The sequence below is a fragment of the Aeromicrobium erythreum genome (assembly GCF_001509405.1).
GTDB classification, from domain to species: domain Bacteria; phylum Actinomycetota; class Actinomycetes; order Propionibacteriales; family Nocardioidaceae; genus Aeromicrobium; species Aeromicrobium erythreum.
In genome coordinates this window covers 3,246,673-3,266,628 of record NZ_CP011502.1, presented here as the reverse complement: position 1 = coordinate 3,266,628, position 19,956 = coordinate 3,246,673, and the positions used below count along the sequence as shown (strand labels likewise).

The 19,956-nt window shown below is 70.5% G+C and carries 15 protein-coding genes and 1 tRNA gene; 9 read left to right on the top strand and 7 right to left on the bottom strand.

Annotation, left to right across the window (positions count from 1 at the left end; genetic code table 11):
- Window positions 1-66: 66 nt before the first annotated feature.
- From Aeryth_RS15585 to Aeryth_RS15570, 4 genes are read left to right on the top strand one after another with little or no spacing between them, the layout of a single operon-like run.
- The gene (locus Aeryth_RS15585) at window positions 67-1,518 is read left to right on the top strand and encodes a DUF3375 domain-containing protein (protein ID WP_067860568.1); all 1,452 of its coding nucleotides are present in this window, start codon (window positions 67-69) and stop codon (window positions 1,516-1,518) included.
- Window positions 1,515-2,132: a DUF4194 domain-containing protein gene (locus Aeryth_RS15580; protein WP_067860566.1), complete on the top strand. Its 618-nt coding sequence runs from the start codon at window positions 1,515-1,517 to the stop codon at window positions 2,130-2,132. The genes Aeryth_RS15585 and Aeryth_RS15580 overlap by 4 nt, the downstream gene beginning before the upstream one ends.
- A complete protein-coding gene (locus Aeryth_RS15575; RefSeq protein WP_067860564.1) occupies window positions 2,129-5,449 on the top strand; it encodes an ATP-binding protein in 3,321 nt (1,106 codons plus the stop codon). The genes Aeryth_RS15580 and Aeryth_RS15575 overlap by 4 nt, the downstream gene beginning before the upstream one ends.
- Entirely contained in the window at window positions 5,446-6,585 is a 1,140-nt protein-coding gene (locus Aeryth_RS15570; RefSeq protein WP_067860561.1) for a Wadjet anti-phage system protein JetD domain-containing protein, read from the top strand. Before Aeryth_RS15575 ends, Aeryth_RS15570 begins: the two co-directional genes overlap by 4 nt.
- Before the next feature lie 331 nt (window positions 6,586-6,916).
- Here the strand turns inward: Aeryth_RS15570 and Aeryth_RS15565 are convergent, their stop codons facing one another.
- From Aeryth_RS15565 to corA, 3 genes are all read right to left on the bottom strand, one after another.
- Window positions 6,917-8,083, bottom strand: coding sequence for a nucleotide sugar dehydrogenase (locus Aeryth_RS15565; RefSeq protein ID WP_067860558.1), 1,167 nt, complete (start codon window positions 8,081-8,083; stop codon window positions 6,917-6,919).
- A gap of 178 nt (window positions 8,084-8,261) precedes the next feature.
- The gene (locus Aeryth_RS15560; RefSeq protein WP_067860556.1) at window positions 8,262-8,705 is read right to left on the bottom strand and encodes an SRPBCC family protein; all 444 of its coding nucleotides are present in this window, start codon (window positions 8,703-8,705) and stop codon (window positions 8,262-8,264) included.
- 77 nt (window positions 8,706-8,782) lie between these two features.
- Window positions 8,783-9,934, bottom strand: coding sequence for a magnesium/cobalt transporter CorA (gene corA / locus Aeryth_RS15555; RefSeq protein ID WP_067861921.1), 1,152 nt, complete (start codon window positions 9,932-9,934; stop codon window positions 8,783-8,785).
- A 260-nt stretch (window positions 9,935-10,194) separates the two neighbouring features.
- Between corA and ppc the strand changes: the two genes are divergently transcribed.
- Window positions 10,195-13,029, top strand: a complete 2,835-nt coding sequence (ppc, locus tag Aeryth_RS15550; protein ID WP_083516495.1) for a phosphoenolpyruvate carboxylase — start codon at window positions 10,195-10,197, stop codon at window positions 13,027-13,029.
- 80 nt (window positions 13,030-13,109) lie between these two features.
- On the opposite strand, the gene Aeryth_RS15545 is transcribed toward ppc, so the two are convergent.
- A complete protein-coding gene (locus Aeryth_RS15545) occupies window positions 13,110-15,002 on the bottom strand; it encodes a hypothetical protein (RefSeq protein WP_067860554.1) in 1,893 nt (630 codons plus the stop codon).
- Window positions 15,003-15,196: 194 nt separating this feature from the next.
- On the opposite strand from Aeryth_RS15545, the gene Aeryth_RS15540 reads away from it, so the two are divergent.
- The 4 genes from Aeryth_RS15540 (at window position 15,197) to Aeryth_RS15525 (ending at window position 17,343) form a co-directional block, all read left to right on the top strand.
- Window positions 15,197-15,269, top strand: a tRNA-Arg gene (locus tag Aeryth_RS15540).
- Window positions 15,270-15,512: 243 nt separating this feature from the next.
- A complete protein-coding gene (locus Aeryth_RS15535; protein ID WP_067860552.1) occupies window positions 15,513-15,797 on the top strand; it encodes a hypothetical protein in 285 nt (94 codons plus the stop codon).
- Between the two features lie 254 nt (window positions 15,798-16,051).
- Window positions 16,052-17,137, top strand: a complete 1,086-nt coding sequence (locus Aeryth_RS15530) for a hypothetical protein (RefSeq protein ID WP_144433817.1) — start codon at window positions 16,052-16,054, stop codon at window positions 17,135-17,137.
- Between the two features lie 11 nt (window positions 17,138-17,148).
- Window positions 17,149-17,343: a hypothetical protein gene (locus Aeryth_RS15525; protein ID WP_067860548.1), complete on the top strand. Its 195-nt coding sequence runs from the start codon at window positions 17,149-17,151 to the stop codon at window positions 17,341-17,343.
- Window positions 17,344-17,479: 136 nt separating this feature from the next.
- On the opposite strand, the gene Aeryth_RS15520 is transcribed toward Aeryth_RS15525, so the two are convergent.
- The 3 genes from Aeryth_RS15520 to Aeryth_RS15510 form a co-directional block, all read right to left on the bottom strand.
- Complete coding sequence (locus tag Aeryth_RS15520; protein WP_067860546.1) at window positions 17,480-17,875, bottom strand: VOC family protein; 396 nt, start codon at window positions 17,873-17,875, stop codon at window positions 17,480-17,482.
- Between the two features lie 185 nt (window positions 17,876-18,060).
- Window positions 18,061-18,858 (bottom strand): SDR family oxidoreductase, encoded by a 798-nt coding sequence (locus tag Aeryth_RS15515; protein WP_067860544.1) that lies wholly within the window; start codon window positions 18,856-18,858, stop codon window positions 18,061-18,063.
- Window positions 18,855-19,889 carry a sodium-dependent bicarbonate transport family permease gene (locus tag Aeryth_RS15510; protein WP_067860542.1) on the bottom strand — a complete coding sequence of 345 codons (1,035 nt, stop codon included), beginning with the start codon at window positions 19,887-19,889 and terminating at the stop codon, window positions 18,855-18,857. Before Aeryth_RS15510 ends, Aeryth_RS15515 begins: the two co-directional genes overlap by 4 nt.
- Between the last annotated feature and the right edge of the window lie 67 nt (window positions 19,890-19,956).

Genomic DNA, 19,956 nt, shown 5'->3' with positions numbered 1-19,956 from the left:
GGGTCGCGTGCGTCGCGGTCGAGTGCGCCAGGACGGGCTGTCCGAGCGGTTTGCCAAGATGAGGCCATGTCGGCCCTGTCGAAGGCACTCGCCTACCGGCGTCTCGTGGATGAGCACGCTGCCCTGCGACTCCTGCGCGCCGACCTCGCACCCGTCATCGCAGGCATCCTCGCCGAGCGTCTGGGTGCACCCGGAATGCGCATGCCCACCGAAGAGCTCCACGCGGCCGTGGAGGCAGATCTCGAGGAGCTGCGTCTGCACGAGGAGCTCAAGCAGAACGCACGTGCCTACTGCGACGACTGGCGCAACGCCGGCTTTCTCGTGCGGCGCACCGATCGCGACAGCCGCGGAGAGACCTACGAGCTGTCGGCCGCCGCTCACCTCGCGCTCCGGATGTTCTCCCAGCTCGAGACACCTCGCACCACGATCACCGAGTCGCGTCTCGTCGGGCTTGCTGCCGCCATCCGTCAGCTCGCCCGCGACACCGACCCTGACGGCACCCGTCGACTCGAGGTCCTGCTGACCGAGCGAGACCGCATCGACGCCGAGATCACCGCGGTACGCGGAGGTGAGGTGACCACGCTCGACGACCGCCGCGCCGCCGAACGCCTCGCCGACATCCTCCTGCAGGCCGAGCATCTCCCCGGCGACTTCGCCGGGGTACGAGCTCGCTTCGAGAGTCTCAACCAGGACCTCCGCGCCAGCATCCTCGACGCCGACGAACGACACGGCAGCGTCCTCGACGACGTCTTTCGCGGTGTCGACCTGATCGAGGCCTCCGACGAAGGCCGAACCTTCACCGCCTTCGCCGCGCTCATCCGCGACCCCGAGCGGTCCGCCGCCCTCGACACCGACCTCGCCGCCCTGCTCGAGCGTGACTTCGCCCGCGCGATCGACCCAGGGGCACGTCGCGCGCTCCGCACGCTTGTCCGCGACCTCAAGCACGGCAGTCGCGACGTGCACCAGGTACTCACCGAGTTCGCTCGCGGTCTGCGCCGCTATGTCTACTCCCAGGAGTTCCAGCGCGACAGGCGGCTCCGCGACGCGCTGCGGGAGTCGCTCTCCGTCGCCGTCGCTGCCTCTCGCCGCATCAAGCCCTACGCGCGGATGCCGCGCGACATCGAGCTGTCGGCGCTCCCGTTCTCCACCGTGGGAGAGATCAGTGCGCACGACCCGTCCGACTACGACACCGGTGCCACCCTCGACGACGCGACCACCACGACGGTCGACCTCGAGGCACTCCGCGCGGTCGCGCGAGAGAGCGAGATCGACTTCGTCGAGCTCGTCCGCAACGTCAACGCCGTCCTCGACGAGGTGCCGTCCGCCTCGGTAGGCACCGTCCTGCGCCACCGCCCTGCCAGCCAGGGGGTCGCCAGCGTCGTCGGGCTGCTCTCCCTCGCCACCGTCCACGGGCGGCTCGACCCGAGGTCGGCCGAGTCGCTCACCTGGACGGGGACCGACGGTGTCCCGCGATCCGCCATCATCGCCACCCACACCTTTACGGAGAAGATCAGATGAGTCTCGCGGACCCCGCCGGCGCCCCGCGCCTCTGGAAGGACGACACGGGCAGGCTCGTCGAGGACTCGCGGCGGGCGGTGCTCGAGATCCTCAAGGGCCCGTACCTGTCAGGGCGCCGACGGCCACAGCTCTGGGCCGCCCTGATGGCCGACGAACGCGCCATCCGATCGCTCCTGCACGATCTCTTCCTCGAGCTCGTCATCGACCCCGTGGACGAGTTCGCCTTCACCCGCAAGGTCCGCACCGACGAGATCGAGGTCCCGAGCACGCTGCGCAGCGAGAGTCTCGCGTTCATCGACACCGCGATGCTCCTCGTGCTTCGTCAGCTCCTCCTCGCGACGTCCGGAGAGCGGCGGGTGATCGTCGGCCAGGACGAGGTGTACGAGCGGCTGAGCATCTACTCCGACGGCGACGAGTCCACGTTCCGTCGCAACCTCAATGCAGCCTGGGGGCGCATGATGAACAAGCTCCGGGTCATCCACCCTGCGGGCGAGGAGCGAGCCGAGATCTCACCCGTGGTCAAGTTCCTGCTCGACGAGGATGAGGTCCGCGCTCTCACCGAGGAGTACCGGCGCATCGGCGAGGGTGCCGCGTCAGGTGAGGACGTCTCATGACCCTTCCCCTCGACCTCCCGGTCCCGGCCACCGGACAGTGGCGCCTCGCCGAGGTCCAGCTCGCCAACTGGGGCACGTTCGACGGCAAGATCTACCGGCTGCCGATCGCCCGACGAGGTCACCTGGTCACCGGGCCCTCCGGGTCGGGCAAGTCGTCCCTGCTCGACGCGATCGCCGCTGTCCTCACCCCGGATAAGTGGCTACGGCTCAACCAGGCGGCGCAAGGCAGCGGCGCCCGGGCCGATCAGCGCAGCCTCGTCAGCTACGTTCGCGGTGCATGGTCGCGCACCGTCGACGACGACGAGGACCGCGTCGTCAGTCAGTTCCTGCGCACCGGAGCGACCTGGAGCGGGATCCTGTTGCGACTTGAGTCCGGGACCACCCAACCCGTCACGCTGGCCCGCTTGTTCTTCCTGCGCGCCGGCGGCTCCAGCAACGCCGACATCAACGACGTCTGTGTGCTGGAGCGATCGGCCATCGACCTGCGCGACGTCGAGCCGTTCGTCCGTAAGGGCGTCGAGGTGCGCAAGCTGCAGGCCGCCTGGCCGGACGCCGTGGTCACGAGCAACCGGTCCCACGCCCGCTTCTACGCACGACTCAGGTCCGTCGTCGGCATCGCGGACGAGACCGCCCTCCAGCTCCTGCACAAGACGCAGTCGGCGAAGAACCTGGACAGCCTCGACGACCTCTTCCGCGACTACATGCTCGAAGAACCGTCCACCTTCGCGCTCGCAGACAACGCGGTGGCGCAGTTCGGTGAGCTCCGCAGCGCCCATGACCGCGTCGTGCAGCTGAGGTTGCAACGCGATCACCTCCTGCGGCTCCGCGACGCTGCCTCCGCCCACGACGAGGCCCGCGTCGCAGCGGAGAAGGCGAAGGACCTCGCCAGCCACGTCGTCGGCTACCAGCATGCCCGCACGCTTCTGCTGGCCACCAACGAGGCTGAGGCCCTCAGGGAACGCCTGGTCGTCCTCCGGGAGGACGTCGCGACTGCACGGCTGCGCGACACCTCGTCGGACGAGGCACTGCGTCGCGCCGAGCGCCTCGCGCTGGAGCTCGGAGGTGCGGAGGCCGAGCACGTCCAACGGGCGATCGACACCGCCGAGCAAGCCGCGCGCGACACGGAGGAACGCTGGCAGACTCTGGCGCGGCAGCTCGCCGCCGCGGGCATCCAGAGTCCGCCCCGGACGGCAGGTGAGTTCGCTGAGCTTCGTCGGGCCATCGAGGAGATGATCGACGACACCGAACCGGAGACCGCGTCGTACGAGCAGCTCCAGCGCCTGTTCGAGACCCGCGCCGAACGGGATCGGCTCACCGACGACATCGCGTCGCTCCGCAGGACCGGGAGCACGGTACCCCCGCGACTCCTCGCGGTTCGGACGGCTCTCTCCGCGCACCTCGGGCTGCCGGACACGGCACTCCCGTTCGCGGCCGAGCTGATCGAGGTCGCCCCTCGTCACGTCGCCTGGACCGGTGCGATCGAGAGGGTGCTTCGACCGCTCTCTCTCGCGATGCTCGTGCGGTCCGAGCACCTCCGGCCCGTGCGGCGCTGGGTCGAGGAACACCAGCTCGACGGCCTCCGCCTGGTCTTCGAGGAGGTCCGACCGGACGCCGCGCCGCCACGACCGGCGCGCAGCGACGTGTCGCTGCTGCACCGGGTCGTGATCGCCGACGGACCATTCGCCGGGTGGCTTGGAGGGCAGCTGTCCGAGCGGTTCGACTACGCCTGCGTCGACAGCCCGGATCACCTGGACCGTCACGACAAGGCGGTCACGATCGGCGGCCAGGTCAAGACGTCGCGCACGCGGTACGAGAAGGACGACCGCATGCGCATCGGTGACCGGCGCGGGTGGGTCCTGGGCGATCGCGAGGCGAAGATCGAGGCGTTGGTCGAGCGCCTCATCGGCGCGGAGGCCGAGCTGGCCGCAGCGCAGGAGGTCGCCGCCGACGTCGAGCGGCGCCGAGCAGCGTCGATCGAACGCCGTGGTGTGCTCAAGACCGTCCGTGAGCAGCGTTGGGCTGCGGTCGATGTCGAGGGTGCGCAGAGCCGCGTGGCCGAGCTGCAGCACCAGCTCGAGGATCTCACGAGCGCCGACTCCGAGCTCAGCACCGCGGTGCAGACGGTGGCTGCGCGTCGCAGCGAGCGGCAGGCGTCCGCGGAGGTGCTGCGAGCCGCTGAGCTGGCGGTGGCGCAAGCGGAGAGCGAGCAGCGTCGCCTCGGGGAGGAGATCGATCGGCTGAACGCGTCGTCGCGCGAGGAGGGCGCGCTCGACCCCGAGGTCGTCACCGAGCTGGACGGACGGTTCCGTGCGAGGCGGCGGCACCTGGACCGGGTCGGCATCGCCGCCGTCGGACAGCAGGTCGTCCAGGATCTCCGCGACGATAGCGACGCGGAGACCCGCCGGGCCAACACCGCGGCGGAGGCCATCGTCCGCGAGGCCACGTCGTTCAACGAGCAGTGGCCTGCCGCTGCGGTCGCGGCTGACCTGACCCCGTCGGTGGACGATCGCGGCGGCTACCTCGACGTACTCGACCAGATCGTCGCGAACGGTCTGCCCCAGCACGAGGCCAGCTTCCTGCGGCTCCTGCGGGAGCGCTCGCGCGACATGGTGGCAGACCTCGTCAACGACATCCTGGCAGCGCCGCGGGAGATCGCCGAACGCATCGGCCCGGTCAACGACTCGCTGCGCAGGTCGCCGTTCGACACGGACCGCTCCCTGGGTCTGAAGGTCAAGACCCGTCACACCGACACGGTCACGCGATTCATCGCCGACCTGCGGGCCGTGGCGAGCTTGGGCTGGACGGAGGATGACCTGGAGGCCGCAGAGGAACGGTTCGCCGTGCTCAGCCGCATCATGGAGCAGCTGGCCTCCAGCCTTCCGGCGGACCGTGCGTGGCGCCGTCAGTGCCTCGACACCCGCCAACACGTAACCTTCCGGGCCGAGGAGATCGACCCCGACGGCCACGTGCACGCCACGTACGACTCGGGGGCGGCGATGTCGGGAGGGCAGCAGCAGAAGCTCGTAGTGTTCTGCCTCGCCGCTGCGCTGCGGTACCAGCTCGCCGACGCAGACGACGTCGTCCCCCGGTACGGCACGATCGTCCTCGACGAGGCGTTCGACAAGGCCGATACGAGGTACACGCGCATGGCCCTCGACGTGTTCGTCGAGTTCGGTTTCCAGCTCATCCTCGCCACCCCGCAGAAGCTTTTGCAGACGATCGAACCGTACGTGGGTGCGGTGACCTCGATCGAGAACCCCACTCGGAAGCTCTCCCAAGTCTCGAGCGTCGTCTGGGACGATGAGGTTCCGTCGTGATCGGGGTCGCCGAGGCGCGCGCGGGGGCAGCGGCCACCCTGCGGCGACGTGGCACTGATTGGGCCGTTGCTCCGCCCGACGAGCCGGCTCTCACGATCCTGCTGAAGCCGCCCACGGAGCGCGAGGCGATGGTCGATCAAGCCGGTGCCGAGGCCTGGGCGCGCGCATGGACGGACCCCGCGTTCGTCGGTGGTCTCACCGTGGAGTGGGAGGAGCGCTCGTGGCGGCGGGTGGGTCGTCAGCGGGTGCCGGTGAGACTGGTGGCCCGTCGTCCCGACGATGTCGCAGCGTTGGCGGGGGGCCGGGTCGCTTCCGAGTGGAGGCTATTCGCTGCTCGTGTGGCAGAGATCCGAGGACGGTGGGGACCGTCGGAGGAGCTCGACGCCACCTGCCGACGTCATGCGCGTGAGATCACCGGGTGGGACGAGGACCGGTTCCTGCAGGTCCTCGACGTCGCTCAGTGGCTCGCCATCCACCCCTCCGACGGGTTGCGTCCGCGGCAGGTCCCTGTGCGAGGGGTGGACAGCAAGTGGCTAGGGCGCCACCGCGGCGTGCTCACGGCTCTCACGACTGCCACGACGGGCCGGCCTGGGTTGGGGCTGGTCGATGGGGACCCGCTTCTCCGGGTGAGGTGCCTCGACTCCTCGCTCTGCATCGGTGGGCTGGCGGACCTCGCCGCACCGGTCCGTCAGCTCGCGAGCCTCGCTCTGCGCCCGGACGTCGTCTTCGTGTTCGAGAATCTCGAGACCGTCCTCGCCATGCCGCAGTGGCCCGGCGCCGTGGTGCTACATGGCTCCGGCTATGCCGTCGACGTCCTCGAGAAGCTGCCGTGGCTGGCGCGGTGTCCGATCGTCTACTGGGGAGATCTCGACTCGCACGGTTTCGCGATCCTGAACAGGTTGCGATCTCACCTCGACGGGGTGACGAGCGTGCTTATGGATGAGAAGACCCTCCTGGACCATCGTGACCTTTGGGTGATCGAGCCCCGACCGGCGCGCGGCGTGCTCGACGAACTGACGTCGGACGAGCGTGCCGTGCTAGCGCGGATTCGTGCGGAGGGTGACGTCCGGCTGGAGCAGGAGCGAATCCCCTGGGACCTCGCCCTGAGGGAGCTCAGATCGGTTTCGCGAGGCTGATGACCGAGCGCGTGGGGTGAGCGGCAGCGTCGGCGTGGGGTGGTCTCGATACGGCGACTTCTGCTCCTTCGTCGCGACGTCGCCTACTCGACCAGCGGTCAACTCGCTGGTCGAGTAGTCAGGACGAGCTTGCGAGGTCCTGACGTATCGAGACCACTCGGCAGGGGCTCAAGCGTGGGCCACCCCCCAGCGTCCGCTTGGGGTGGTCTCGATACGCCCGGAGCACGCTCCTTCGTCGCGGCTCCGCGCTACTCGACCAGCGGGTGGGGGCGGGGATGGACCGCTCGACCAGCGGTAGGGGTGGTGTCTCTTCGACCAGCGGTGGGGTGGGTCAGTCGCTGCCGAAGAGGTCGCGGGTGTAGATCTTGTCGGCCACGTCGGCGAGGTCGGGGGTGTGGCGGTTGACGACGATGACGTCGCTGCGACGCTTCAGCTCCTCGAGGTCGCGCAGGACCTCCGAGCCGAAGAACGGCTCGTCGGGCAGCAGCGGCTCGTACACGAGCACCTCGATGCCCTTCGCCTTCAGCCGCTTCATGACGCCCTGGATGCTCGAGGCGCGGAAGTTGTCCGAGCCCGACTTCATCACCAGGCGGTAGATGCCGACCGTCTTCGGCTGACGACGCAGGATGTCCTCGGCGACGAAGTCCTTGCGGGTCGAGTTGGCGTCGACGATCGCGCCGATCAGGTTCTGCGGCACGTCCTCGAAGTTCGCGCGCAGCTGCTTCGTGTCCTTCGGCAGGCAGTAGCCGCCGTAGCCGAACGACGGGTTGTTGTAGTGGCTGCCGATGCGCGGGTCCAGACCCACGCCCTCGATGATCTGCCGCGAGTCGAGGCCGTGGATCGCCGCGTACGTGTCGAGCTCGTTGAAGTACGCCACCCGCAGCGCCAGGTAGGTGTTCGCGAACAGCTTGATCGCCTCGGCCTCGGTCGAGTCGGTCAGCAGCACCGGCACGTCGTCCTCCAGCGCGCCCTCGCGCAGCAGCTCCGCGAACGCCTCGCCCTCAGCGGTGCGGGCACCCACGACGATCCGCGACGGGTGCAGGTTGTCGTACAGCGCCCGACCCTCGCGCAGGAACTCCGGCGAGAACAGGATCGTCAGGTCCGGGTGCTGCTCGCGGATGCGGGCCGTGAACCCCACGGGAACGGTCGACTTGATGACGATCGCCGCCGCCGGGTTCACCTCGCCGACGGCCGCCACGACGCTCTCGACGGAGCGCGTGTTGAAGTAGTTCGACTGCGGGTCGTAGTCGGTGGGCGTCGCGACCACGACGAACGAGGCGTCGACGTAGGCCGACGCGGCGTCGGTGGTGGCGGTCAGGTCGAGCGGCTTCTCGGCCAGGTACTGCTCGAGCTCGACGTCCTCGATCGGCGACGTGCGCGCGTTGATCTGCTCCACCTTGGCGGCGTCGATGTCGACGGCCACCACCTGGTGGCGCCGGGCGAGGATGACGGCGTTCGAGAGGCCGACGTAGCCGGTTCCCACCACTGCGATCTTCATGGCCGCAGCCTAACGTCTGGCATCGCGCCCCCGACCGGACAATGCCGTGCGACCCCGCGGCGACAGGCCCCGTCAGGTGCTGTCGCAGCACCCCCGCGCGCCGCTACGATGAGCGCACCCCCGTCGCCTTCCTCACCCCTGGAGAAGGCGGCGGGGCTTCGTCGTCCCCGTCAGGGGGTCAGGACTCGTCGGTCGCGTACGTGTCGGTGCGCTGGACGAAGCGGGTCAGCCGCTCCTGCACGAGCGCCACGTGGTCGTGCAGCCACACCGTGACGGCCGGGCCGAACATCGACGACGTCGCCGCGGCGGTGTAACGGACCAGCGTGCCTCGACCGTCGGGCTCGAGGACGACGCGCTCGTTCACGACCGCCATCGCCGACGCCGTGCGCAGCTTGAGCTCGTTCGGCGGGTCGAGGTTCGTGACCACGATCGAGGCGTCCAGCTCCTCGTCGCGGTGCTGCAGGACGCACAGGTACGACTGGGCCTGCGCCAGGACGTCGGTGTCGGTGGACAGGCAGCGGCTGACAGCACTCCACTCGCCGAGGGTCTCCAGACGCAGGAGGTTCGCCCACAGCTGGGCGCGCGTCTGCGGCGACGCGATCTGGTACTCCTCCGCAATCATGTTTCGACGGTAAGCATCCTGCGAGGCGGGCGCATCTCAACGCGCCGTGCGGAGCATGTGGAGAGGTTGATCGTCCGTCAGATCCACCGGCGGCGACGGAACACGGCCCACAGACCGACGCTCACGCAGCCCATCAGCAGCAGCGCGAACGGATACCCGAGACGCCAGTGCAGCTCGGGCATCTGGTCGAAGTTCATGCCGTACACGGTGCCGATGAGGGTGGGCGCGAACAGGATGGCCGCCCAGGCCGAGATCCGCTTGACCTCCTCGTTCTGGTCGAGGCTGGCCTCGGTGAGCGCCTTCATCTCCTCGTTCTGCTTCTGCGCCACCAGGGTGGCGTTGACGGTCATGATGTCGCGCAGCAGCTGGCGGAACCCGTCGATCTGCTCGGTCACCTGCGTCAGGTGGTCCTCGACGTCGCGCAGGTAGCGCTGCAGCTCGTCGTCGATGCGGTACTTCGTGAACCCGCCGGCCAGCGAGCGCAGCACGCGCGCGAGCGGTGCGGCGGCCCGCTGGAACTCGATCACCTCGCGGGTCAGCTCGTAGATGCGCCGCGAGACGCGGGGGTCGCCGGAGAAGACCTCCGTCTCGATCTCGTCGATGTCGTTGGCGAGGCCCGCGACGACGGGCAGGTAGCCGTCGACCACCCGGTCGAGCACGGCGTAGAGGACGGCCTCCGGGCCGAGGCGCAGCAGGTCGGGGTTGCTCTCGAGGCGGCGACGCACGGCCGACAGGTCGGGCGCCTCGCTGTGCCGCAGCGTGACGACGAAGTCGGGCCCGACGAACACGTGCACCTCGCCGAACTCCACCTCCTCGACGTCGTCGAGGTAGCGGGCGGCGCGCAGCACGACGAAGAGGGTGTCGTCGTAGCGCTCGAGCTTGGGGCGCTGGTGGGCGACGATCGCGTCCTCGACGGCGAGGCTGTGGAGGTCGAGCTCGTCGGCGAGCGACCCGAGCTCGTGCTGGTCGGGCCGGTAGAGACCGACCCACGCGAACGCGTCGGGGTGCTCGCGCAGCGCACCGTAGGTGTCGGCGAGCGTGCGGGGCGACGCGACGCGGTCGCCGTCGACGTAGACGGCGCTGTCGACGAGGCTCTCGCGACCCTCGGCCTGGCGGTCGGTGGCGTGCGCTGCGCTCGGCTGGTCCGCGCGGGGACGGTCGGGGGTCGGGTGCTGACGGCGCACGCGGGTGGTCAGGGTGCGCAGGGACGTGAAGGAACGGTCGGACATGACGGACTCCGTCGGGGTGGGCCGCAGAGCTGCGGCGGGCCGGTGCTGACGACGGTGCTGGTCCCGGTGCGAGCGACCGGGGCGACGACGGCGCTCAGGAGCGCGGTCGTCGACTGGGAGGTTCACCGGACACGGCAACCACCTCCCTCGTCAGCCTGCGGGCGTTCCACCGACCAGGGTAGCTCGTCCCCGGCGCCTACCCGTCCGTACGGCGGACGGGCGTCACGCGCGAGAAACCTCGGGACGGCAGGATGGGTGCCATGACCTCCCCCAGCACCCGGTCGACCGAGCAGATCCTCGCGTCCGATCGCCGTGAGCCCGACGTCGCCCTCTTCGCCGGAGGGGTCGGGTCCGACGAGGAGCATGCGGCGCTGCGCGCCTCGGTCCGACAGCTGACGACGCTGCTCGGCGAGGCGCTCACCCGCCACGAGGGGGCGGAGCTGCTCGAGCTCGTCGAGCGGGTGCGCCACCTCGCGCGACGACCCGGCGCCGGGTCGGGCGAGCTGCGCGAGGCGCTCGACGCCCTCGAGCCCGACCGCGCCGTGGTGCTGGCCCGGGCGTTCGCCCTGTACTTCCAGCTGGTCAACATCACCGAGCAGCTGCACCGCTGGCAGGAGCTGACGCTGAGCAGCGAGGGACCGCTCGCGAGCACCTTCGGGCGCATCGAGGAGGCCCTCGCCGACGGCAGCCTCTCGGCCGAGGAGCTGGCCGACGTGCTCACCCGCGTCGAGTACCGGCCCGTGTTCACCGCCCACCCCACCGAGGCGAGCCGGCGCACGGTGCTGCGCCTGCTGCGCAAGGTCGCCGAGGTCGTGCGCGACCTCGAGGACCCGCGTCGTCCGGCCGCGCACGCCGCCGCCGACGAGCGTCGCCTGGCCGAGCTGGTCGACCTGCTGTGGCAGACCGACGAGCTGCGGGTCGTCAAGCCCGAGCCGCTCGACGAGGCACGCACGGCCGTGTACTACCTGCGCTCGATCGCGTCGGAGGTCGTGCCCGGCCTGCTCGACGAGCTCGACCGGCAGACCGCGCGCGTCGGCGTCGAGCTGGCGCCGGCGGCCCGACCGCTGCGCTTCGGCACGTGGGCCGGCGGCGACCGCGACGGCAACCCCAACGTCACGCCGGAGGTCACGCTCGACGTGCTGCACCTGCAGCACACGTCGGGCCTGGCCGAGCTGGTGACGATGGTCGACGACCTGCTCACCGAGATGACCGCGTCGACGCGCGTGGTCGAGGCCAGCCAGGAGCTGCTCGACAGCCTCGCCGAGGACGCCGAGGCGCTGCCGATCACCTGGAGCACGATCCGCCGCCTCAACGCCGACGAGCCGTACCGCCTCAAGCTCAGCTTCGTGCGCGTGCGCCTGCTGCGCACCCGCGACCGCCTCGTCGACGACACCCCGCACGAGCCGGGTCGCGACTACCTCGGCTTCGACGAGCTGGTGCGCGACCTCGCGCTGGTGCGCGACTCGATGCTGGCGGCCGGCGACGAGCTGACCGGCAACGGCGCCATCCGACGTCTGCTGCGCACCGCGGTCACGTTCGGCGCGGGCCTGGCCACGATGGACGTGCGCGAGCACTCCGCCAAGCACCACGCGGCCCTCGCCGACCTCTACGCGAGGGTCGGCGAGACCGGGTACGGCGAGCTCGAGCGTCCGCAGCGCATCGAGCGGCTCGCCGAGGAGCTGCGGTCCGCGCGTCCGCTGCTGGGTGCTGCGGCGGCCGCCGACCGCGAGCGGCTCGGCGAGGCGGCGTCGGCGTCGCTGGCGCTCATGGAGACCATCCGCACCGCGCTCGACACGTACGGGCCGGAGGTCGTCGAGACCTACATCGTCTCGATGACGCACGACGTGGACGACCTGTTCGCCGTCGTCGTGCTGGCCCGCGAGGCAGGCCTCGTCGACCTCACCGGCGAGGAGCCGGTGGCGCGCATCGGCTTCGCGCCGCTGTTCGAGACCGTCGCCGAGCTCGAGTCGGCCGGGCCGCTGCTCGACGCGCTGCTGTCGGACCCGTCGTACCGCCGCGTGGTCGCGGCGCGCGGCGACCTGCAGGAGATCATGCTCGGCTACTCCGACTCCTCCAAGGACGCCGGCATCGCCGCCTCGCAGTGGCAGATCCACCGCGCGCAGCGCGCGCTGCGCGACGTCGCCCGCGAGCACGGCGTGCGGCTGCGGCTGTTCCACGGTCGCGGCGGGTCCGTGGGCCGCGGCGGCGGCCCGACGGCCGAGGCGATCATGAGCCAGCCGTACGGCTCGCTCGACGGCGCCATCAAGATCACCGAGCAGGGCGAGGTCATCTCCGACAAGTACGCCCTGCCGGGGCTCGGTCGGCACAACCTCGAGGGTGCGCTGGCCGCGGTCGTGGAGGCGTCGGCGCTGCACCGCACGTCGCTGCTGCCGCGCGAGGTGCTCGACGGCTGGAACGCGACGATGGACGTCGTCGCCGAGCAGGGCAAGCAGGCCTACCGTGCGCTCGTGCGCGACGACGCGCTGGTGCCGTTCTTCGTGGCCGCGACGCCCGTCGACGAGCTCGGCAAGATGAACATCGGCTCGCGTCCGGCGAAGCGCCCGGGCGGCGCCGGGGGCCTCGACGACCTGCGTGCCATCCCGTGGGTGTTCGGGTGGACCCAGTCGCGGATCATCCTGCCCGGCTGGTTCGGCGTTGGCTCGGGCCTGCAGGCCGCGTTCGACGACGGCCGCGAGGACACGCTGCGCGAGATGTACGGGTCGTGGGCGTTCTTCCGCACGTTCCTGTCGAACGTGCAGATGACGCTCGCGAAGACCGACCTCGAGATCGCCTCCTCCTACGTCGACGCGCTGGTGCCCGACGACGCCCGCCACCTGATGGACGTCATCCGCGCCGAGCACGAGCGCACCGTGGGGCAGGTGCTGCGGGTGACCGGCCAGACGTCGCTGCTGGAGTCGGCTCCGGTGCTGCGCCGCACGCTCGAGCTGCGCGACGCCTACCTCGCGCCCCTGCACGCGCTGCAGGTCTCGCTGCTCGGTCGGGCGCGTTCGGCGGAGTCGCCGTCGGCCGAGACCGAGCGGGCGCTGCTGCTGACGATCAACGGCATCGCCGCCGGCCTGCGCAACACCGGCTGAGCGGTCCCGTCACCACGACGACGGCGCTGCCTCCCCGTGCGGGGTGGCAGCGCCGTCGTCGTGTGCGGGTGACGCGGGGATCAGCGGTAGCGGACCTTGAAGTACAGCAGTCCGCTGACGATCGACGTCTGGCGCAGGCGCTTGTCCTGGTTCACCAGCACGCGCTTGCTGGAACGCTTCGACGGCTTCGTGAAGTAGTCCTGCGACACCACGAGGTCGTCGTTGCGCACGTCGTTCGCGAGCTGGTCGGCCACGCCCTGCGCCGACGTCGGCTGCTTCGCCGGGAGCGACAGCTCGTCCTCGTCGTCGTAGTAGTAGTCCTCGTCGTCCCACGGGGCGAAGTCGTCGAAGTACTCGTCCTCGTCGTCCCAGCTGTTCGTGTTGCCGCCGGTGATGACGATGCGGCCGGTGCCGATCGCCGTCGACGCGGGACGGATCTCGGTGGTCACGTAGCGCTTGGTGGCCTTCGAGTACCGGTTCGCGCGGTCGAGGGTGATGCGCAGCTTGATCGTGCGTCCCTTGGTGGCGGTGATGGTGCCACCCTCGCGCAGCTTGACCCAGCGACGCGTCTTCGTGTCGTAGCGCTCGGCGGCGGTGGCCTTGAGCGCCTTGTACGGCGACGTGAGCGTGTCGTCGATGGTCACGTCGGTGACGTCGATGTTCGAGAACGGGTTGTCCTGCAGGGCCCAGATGTTCGACGCGACGCCGGTGCCGACGTACTCCGCGAGGGAGTCCTGTCGGCTGTAGCGGTCGGTGCGGCGCATCTCGACGGGCTTGCCGTTGACGGTGCTGGTGCCCTTGACCGTCCAGGTCACGAGCGACTCGCCACCGGCCAGCTGGTCCTGGGCGAGGGCAGCGTCGCGGAAGGCGTGCGTGGCGGCGATCTCGGCGAGGGCGTCCGGGTTGGGGACGGACGACAGGTAGGTGCGCGCCGGCTTGCCGTCGGACGAGGCCGTCGAGGTGACGGTCGTGGTGAGCGGCAGCGCGCCGAGGCGACCGAACACGCCGGCCAGGCCGTCGTGCAGGAGGGTTCCCTGCGGGGCGCCGAGGTTGGCCAGCTTGTACGACTCGCCGCCGTCGGCCTGGATCAGCGCGGTCGACGCGTTGTGCAGGGTGCGCTGGGCGTTCGCGAACTCCATGGGGTGGCCGAAGCCGACGACGTCGCCGTCGCACACGAGCGACGCGGTGCCGAGCGCGTAGGAGGCGATCGACCCGTAGGAGTCGGCGACGGCCAGGTTGCCGCCGGCGACGATGGGTGCGTCGGCGGCGGTGCCGCCGCTGGCGCCGTTGATGACGGTGCGGGCCGTGGTGCCGGCGCGCTTGGCGATGGTGGCGTAGCCGCGGGCGAGGCTGCTGGGCAGCGTGATGGCGGTGACGGGCTTGATGCTGCGCGCGCCGGTGCCGAGCTCGCTGCGGTCGGCGCCGGCGGCGACGAGGCGGTTCTTCTCGCGCGAGGTGAGCCTGATGCTCGTGGGCGCCTGGCCGCCGTTGGCGCGCAGGGCCTGCAGGGCCGCGGCGGGCGTGACGCCGGCGATCGAGGAGCCCTGCGTGCCGCCGAACGTGTAGGCGACGGCGCCGATGAGGCGGCCGTCGGCGGCGTACACGGGGGAGCCGGACATGCCCGACCAGACGCCGGCGTCGATGGTGCCGTCGGCCTTGGTGATCCGGGAGCCCTTGAGGTCGAAGACGAGGGTGTCGCCGTCGTCGCTCCTGAGGGTGTCGAGGTAGGTGCCCGTGAACGACTCCGGCTCGACCTTCGACGACGGGCGACCGGGGATGACGCCGGCGGTGGTGAGACCGGTGACCTCCTGGCCCTCCTCGAGCTGGTCGGCGGGGTAGGTCTCGCACGCGGCGGACGACGAGGGGGCGTCGGTCGGCTCGGCCTGGGCGGGCGCGGCCACGAGGCCGACGGTGCTGGCGACGAGTGCGGCGGATGCGCACAGCGCCGGCAGCGCCAGACGACTGCTGGTCATGGGTCCTTCTCTCTCCACGGTGCCCCGCGACGGGGCGGCTGCGCTCACCGTAGTGGTCGCGGACCTGGTTCCTGGGCGGATTCACCAAACAGACACCTGTCGTCGGTGGATCGGGTGAGTCTTTGCGTGGTCCCGGCCCCGGTTGCACGACGCCGAGGGGCGTCCCGTAGACTCTTCGCTGTCCTTCGGGACGTGCGCCCGTAGCTCAACGGATAGAGCATCTGACTACGGATCAGAAGGTTTGGGGTTCGAATCCCTACGGGCGCGCAGACGAGGCCCGGAGCATCTGAGGATGCTCCGGGCTTCTGTGCTTTGTGGGGGACCCGGGGCGGTGCCTGGGTGGACGCAAGACTCCGCGTCCGCGTGCGGGGTGTCGAAGGATGCTGCGTCCGTGTCGGGATCCCGTCGTGAACGCAGCATCGTCGGGTGTCGGGGACCTCGACGCAGGACCGTCAGGTCGGTTTCAATGCATGGAGCAGGTGTCGAGATGACGGACGTGAGGGGGAGACGATGCTCGGCTCGTTCATGACCCTGGACGTCGTCGGCGAGGTCCTGGACCGGCTCGACCGCTCCCAGACCGCGGCCGCGGCGTACCGGGCGGCGTGGAAGAGCCGCGAGACGAGCGGCGACGCGAGTCCCGAGCTGCTCCTCGAGGAGATGAAGCGGCGCTCGGTCCCCGGCGCCTACGCGCCTCTCGACGATCCTCGGCTCGCCGCTCCGCTCGCCCTCTGGCAGGCCGGGGTGGAGCCGCGCGCAGCACGTCGGTCGCTCAAGGCCGGGCGGGTGCCTGACTGACTCCGCTGTCTCCCAGAGCGACAGAGGAGACGGCATCGTCGGTCTCGAGTCGTCGGGGCCGGGAATGATACTGCGGCGCCGGGATCGGCTACGACACCTCAGCCCGTGGGACGGACGACTGTCCCGGATTCATTTTTGACGTGATCTCGATTCACCAGCTGGTCTGACCTGTGATGGTTCGTATCACCCGCTACTGACCGGTTGCGGTTCCGATGCCGCTCGACACCAGCGGCTTCCCCATGAGAGAGCGGCCCATGCCCCCTTCCGCCCCCTTGACCGCAGTCACGACGGTCACCGCCACCGCGGTGCTCGCAAGCCTGCTCGCGGCACCTTCACACCGCCCGCCCGTGCTCCACGGCGCGTCCGATACGTCGATCATCGCCGGCGACCACCGCGGCGAGGGCGACGGGTCGCTGCGCTCGATCGCTGACTCTGACACCGACACGTTCGAGCGTCTTCCCCTGAACGGAGACCGCACTGCGACCGCCACCACGCCGGTCCCGATCGCCTCGGGCGGCACCGGCTGGACGACCTTTCCCCGCAAGAGCAAGCGCACCGTCACCGTCGCAGGTGTCGGCTCGGTGCCCGCCAACGCCTTCGGCGTCAGCCTGAAGGTCACCGGACGTTGGACCACGAAGAAGGACCCCGGCTGGCTCGTGGTCAACGACCCTGAGCTTCCTGGCGACTACCAGATCGTCGAGAGCCCCTACGGGACTACCTATGAGAGCAGCGAGCTCATGGAGATGACCCTGTCCGAGGCCGGCACGATCGAGGTCGCCAACAACTCCGGGACCAACGTCAACATCAAGGTCGAGGTCAACGCCTGGTACGCCGACCCCGACCCGCTCAGCGACATCGACTCCGGGATCATCGACGGCCTCGAGCTGATCGAGAAGATCCCCGACTCCGAGACCGGCACGCAGGAGGACATCGACGCGTGGCTCGCCGAGCAGGGCCTCGAGCGGCCCGCCGCCGACGTCACCAGCGACAGTGGCGACGCGATCCAGGCCACCTACGACCCGCGCGTCAAGCAGAACGCGATCACCGTCGGCGCCACCGCCTGCATCGGTGCGATCATCCTCGCCGTCCTGAGCAACATCTACCTCGTGTCCAAGCTCGCGAAGGTCAAGGCTGCGATCAAGACTGTCGGTGGCACGAAGGCCGCCTACAAGGCTCTACGGAAGGCGTACAAGACCTACCGCAAGGCCGGTCACGGACGAGGAGCGTCGGCGAAGAAGGCTTTCAAGCACGTCTTCACCCATGGGAGCATCGGCAAAGACGTACGCGACGCGCTGATCGACCTGGCCACGGTCGGTGGCGTCATCGAGAAATGCTTCTGACGGGGGAGATCATGGAAACGCTCAACAACTACCGCACGCTGTTCTCGATCGTGGCCGTGGCCGCGATCGCCGTCAACATCTTCGGCAGTGCCGACGCCGCGACCGGCGCCTACATCGTCGCCGCTGCGGTCGTCCTCTACATCCTCTGGGCGGCATTCGGACGGACGCAGCTGCAGCAACGGCGCGTGAAGAACGCCTCCAGCTGAACCACGACGGCACTGTGACTGGCCGATTCCGACCAGCCACAGTGCCGTCTCACGCCCCTCCGCGACGTCGCCCGAGGCGCTCGAGCTGCAGCACGGGGAGCGCGGCCTCACCGGCTCCGTCGGTGCGAGACGTCCTTCAGGACGCGCCCTGCTCCTCGCGCGGGACGGACAGCTCGACGAGGTTGCCGTCCGGGTCGCGGACGTAGACGCTGCGGATCGGTCCGGAGGAGCCGGTCCGGTCGACGGGTCCGAGCTCGACGGGCACGCCGGCGCCGGCGAGCGTCCGCTCGACCTCCCCCAGGGGGCGGTCGACGATGAAGCAGAGGTCGGCCGAGCCGGGGGTCGGTGCGGCGGCGTGCGGCTCGATCGGCGCCGCGGCCTCGTGCAGGTTGATCTTCCAGCCCGGCGCGTGGAGGGCCGTCCGTCCCTCGCCGAAGGTCCGGGCCTCGAGCCCGAGGACGTCACCGTAGAAGCGGACCGTCGCGTCGACGTCGGCGACGGTGAGGACGAGGTGGTCGAGGTGGTGCAGCACCCGCCCATCGTGCGCCACCGCGCCACGCCCGTCACGTGCCCTCGAGGTCCCGACGGCGGACGCACGCGTCTGCGTCCGCGTGCCAAGGGTCGAAGGATGCTGCGTTGGTGACGGGATCCCGTCACCAACGCAGCATCCTTCGGGGCTGGACGCAGGACGGCAGAATCCTGCGTCCAGCCGTCCCCTCACCCCCGCCCCGGCCCCCTCAGGGGGCCGGCCATGGCGTGGTAGCCGCCGTCGACGTGCAGGATCTCGCCGGTGACGGCTCGTGCGAGGTCGGAGAAGAGGTAGCAGACCGAGTCGGCGACAGGCTCGGTGTCGCGGGGGTCCCACGGCAGGGGCGACCGCTGCTCCCACGCGTCGAGCAGCTCCTCGAAGCCCGGGATGCCGCTGGCGGCGCGGGTGTGGACGGGTCCGGCCGCGACCAGGTTGCTGCGGATGCCGATCGCGCCCAGGTCGCGGGCGAGGTAGCGGTTGAGCGACTCCAGGCCCGCCTTGCACACGCCCATCCAGTTGTAGACCGACCACGCCCCTGCGGCGTCGAAGTCGAGCCCGACGAGGCTGGCCCCCGGCGGCGGGCTCAGTCGGCGCAGCACCTCCGCCAGCTCCGCGTAGGAGACGGTGCTCGTGCGGAACGCCTGCTCGAGCTGTGCAGGGTCGACGCCCAGCATCGAGCCCGACAGTGCCGCCCGCGGCGCGAACGCGATGGCGTGCAGCGCCGCGTCGAGACGTCCGAAGCGCTCGCCAACGGCCTCGACCAGCTCCAGGCCCGCGCCCGGGCGGGTGACGTCGTAGGTGAGGACGGTGTCGACGTCGAGCGACCGCGCCGCCTCTCTCGCGCGCTCGAGGTCGCGGTCGAGGGCCGTGAGCACGACCTGGGCGCCCAGCTCGCCGGCCCGTCGAGCCACGCCGTAGGCGATGCTCTCGGTGGTGACGACCCCCGTCACCAGCACGACCTTGCCGGCCAGCAGGCCCGCGCTCACGCGAGCACCCCGGCGATCGCGTGGTACAGCGGGATGCCGAGGACGATGTTGAACGGGAACGTGATGCCGAGCGACATCGTCAGGTAGCGCGACGGCAGCGCCTCCGGGATCGCGTGGCGCGCCACGGCCGGGACGACGATGTACGAGCCGCTGGCCGCCAGCACGGTCAGCAGCGTCAGGTCGCCGATGGAGAGACCGGCCAGGACGCCCAGGGCCAGCGCGAGCGTCGCGCCGAGCAGCGGCATCACGACGGCGAAGCCGATCAGGAACGGCGGGACCCCCTTGACCTCGCGCAGCTGCCGGGCCACGACGAGGCCCATGTCGAGCAGGAAGAACGCCAGCAGCCCCTTGAAGAGGTCGTGCAACAGCGGCGCCATGGTCTCCGCGCCGCTCGATCCGGAGGCGACGCCGATGACCAGGGAGCCGACGAGGAGCAGGAACGTGCCCTCGGTGAACGCCCCGCGCAGGATGCTGCCCACGCTCGCGCCGGCCGGGGGCAGGTCCGACGTCGGCGTCGTGGGGGCGTCGGGTCCGGAGCCGGTGGTCCGCGCGGCCACGAGGGCCGGCTCGGCCGCCCGACGCTGCGAGCGCACCCAGGTGGCGAGCAGCACGGCCATGATCACCGCGGGCGTCTCCATCATGACCAGCGCGACCGTCATGTAGCCGCCGGGCTCGTCGCCACGCGAGGTCACGAACTGCGTCGCCGCGACGAACGTGACGGCACTGACCGAGCCGTAGGTGGCCGCGATCGCCGCCGCGTCGAAGGGCGCCACCCGCCGGCGCAGCACGCGGTACCCGACGACCGGGATGACGACGGACAGGAGCACCGCGAGGCCCATGACGGTGAGGGCGGTGCTGGTGATGCCGGTGGCCGCGAGCGCCTCGCCGCCCTTGAAGCCGATCGACATGAGCAGGTAGAGGGAGAGGAACTTCGTGACGGCCGGTGGCACCTCGAGGTTCGAGCGCAGGGTGCCGGCGAGCAGTCCGAGGACGAAGAACAGGATGACCGGGTCGGTGAGGTTGCTGAGCATGGAGAGATCCACGAGGACTCCTGGACTGGCAGGGGGATCTCGTCCGCGCGGTGTCGCCACCCCGTCC

Coding starts and splice junctions, on each gene's coding strand:
- Aeryth_RS15575 (WP_067860564.1), top strand. CDS start 2,129: ATGACCCTTCCCCTCGACCTCCCGGTCCCGGCCACCGGACAGTGGCGC.
- corA (WP_067861921.1), bottom strand. CDS start 9,934: ATGTCCGACCGTTCCTTCACGTCCCTGCGCACCCTGACCACCCGCGTG.
- Aeryth_RS15525 (WP_067860548.1), top strand. CDS start 17,149: ATGGAAACGCTCAACAACTACCGCACGCTGTTCTCGATCGTGGCCGTG.
- Aeryth_RS15535 (WP_067860552.1), top strand. CDS start 15,513: ATGCTCGGCTCGTTCATGACCCTGGACGTCGTCGGCGAGGTCCTGGAC.
- Aeryth_RS15585 (WP_067860568.1), top strand. CDS start 67: ATGTCGGCCCTGTCGAAGGCACTCGCCTACCGGCGTCTCGTGGATGAG.
- Aeryth_RS15560 (WP_067860556.1), bottom strand. CDS start 8,705: ATGATTGCGGAGGAGTACCAGATCGCGTCGCCGCAGACGCGCGCCCAG.
- Aeryth_RS15530 (WP_144433817.1), top strand. CDS start 16,052: ATGCCCCCTTCCGCCCCCTTGACCGCAGTCACGACGGTCACCGCCACC.
- Aeryth_RS15510 (WP_067860542.1), bottom strand. CDS start 19,889: ATGCTCAGCAACCTCACCGACCCGGTCATCCTGTTCTTCGTCCTCGGA.
- Aeryth_RS15580 (WP_067860566.1), top strand. CDS start 1,515: ATGAGTCTCGCGGACCCCGCCGGCGCCCCGCGCCTCTGGAAGGACGAC.
- Aeryth_RS15565 (WP_067860558.1), bottom strand. CDS start 8,083: ATGAAGATCGCAGTGGTGGGAACCGGCTACGTCGGCCTCTCGAACGCC.
- ppc (WP_083516495.1), top strand. CDS start 10,195: ATGACCTCCCCCAGCACCCGGTCGACCGAGCAGATCCTCGCGTCCGAT.
- Aeryth_RS15545 (WP_067860554.1), bottom strand. CDS start 15,002: ATGACCAGCAGTCGTCTGGCGCTGCCGGCGCTGTGCGCATCCGCCGCA.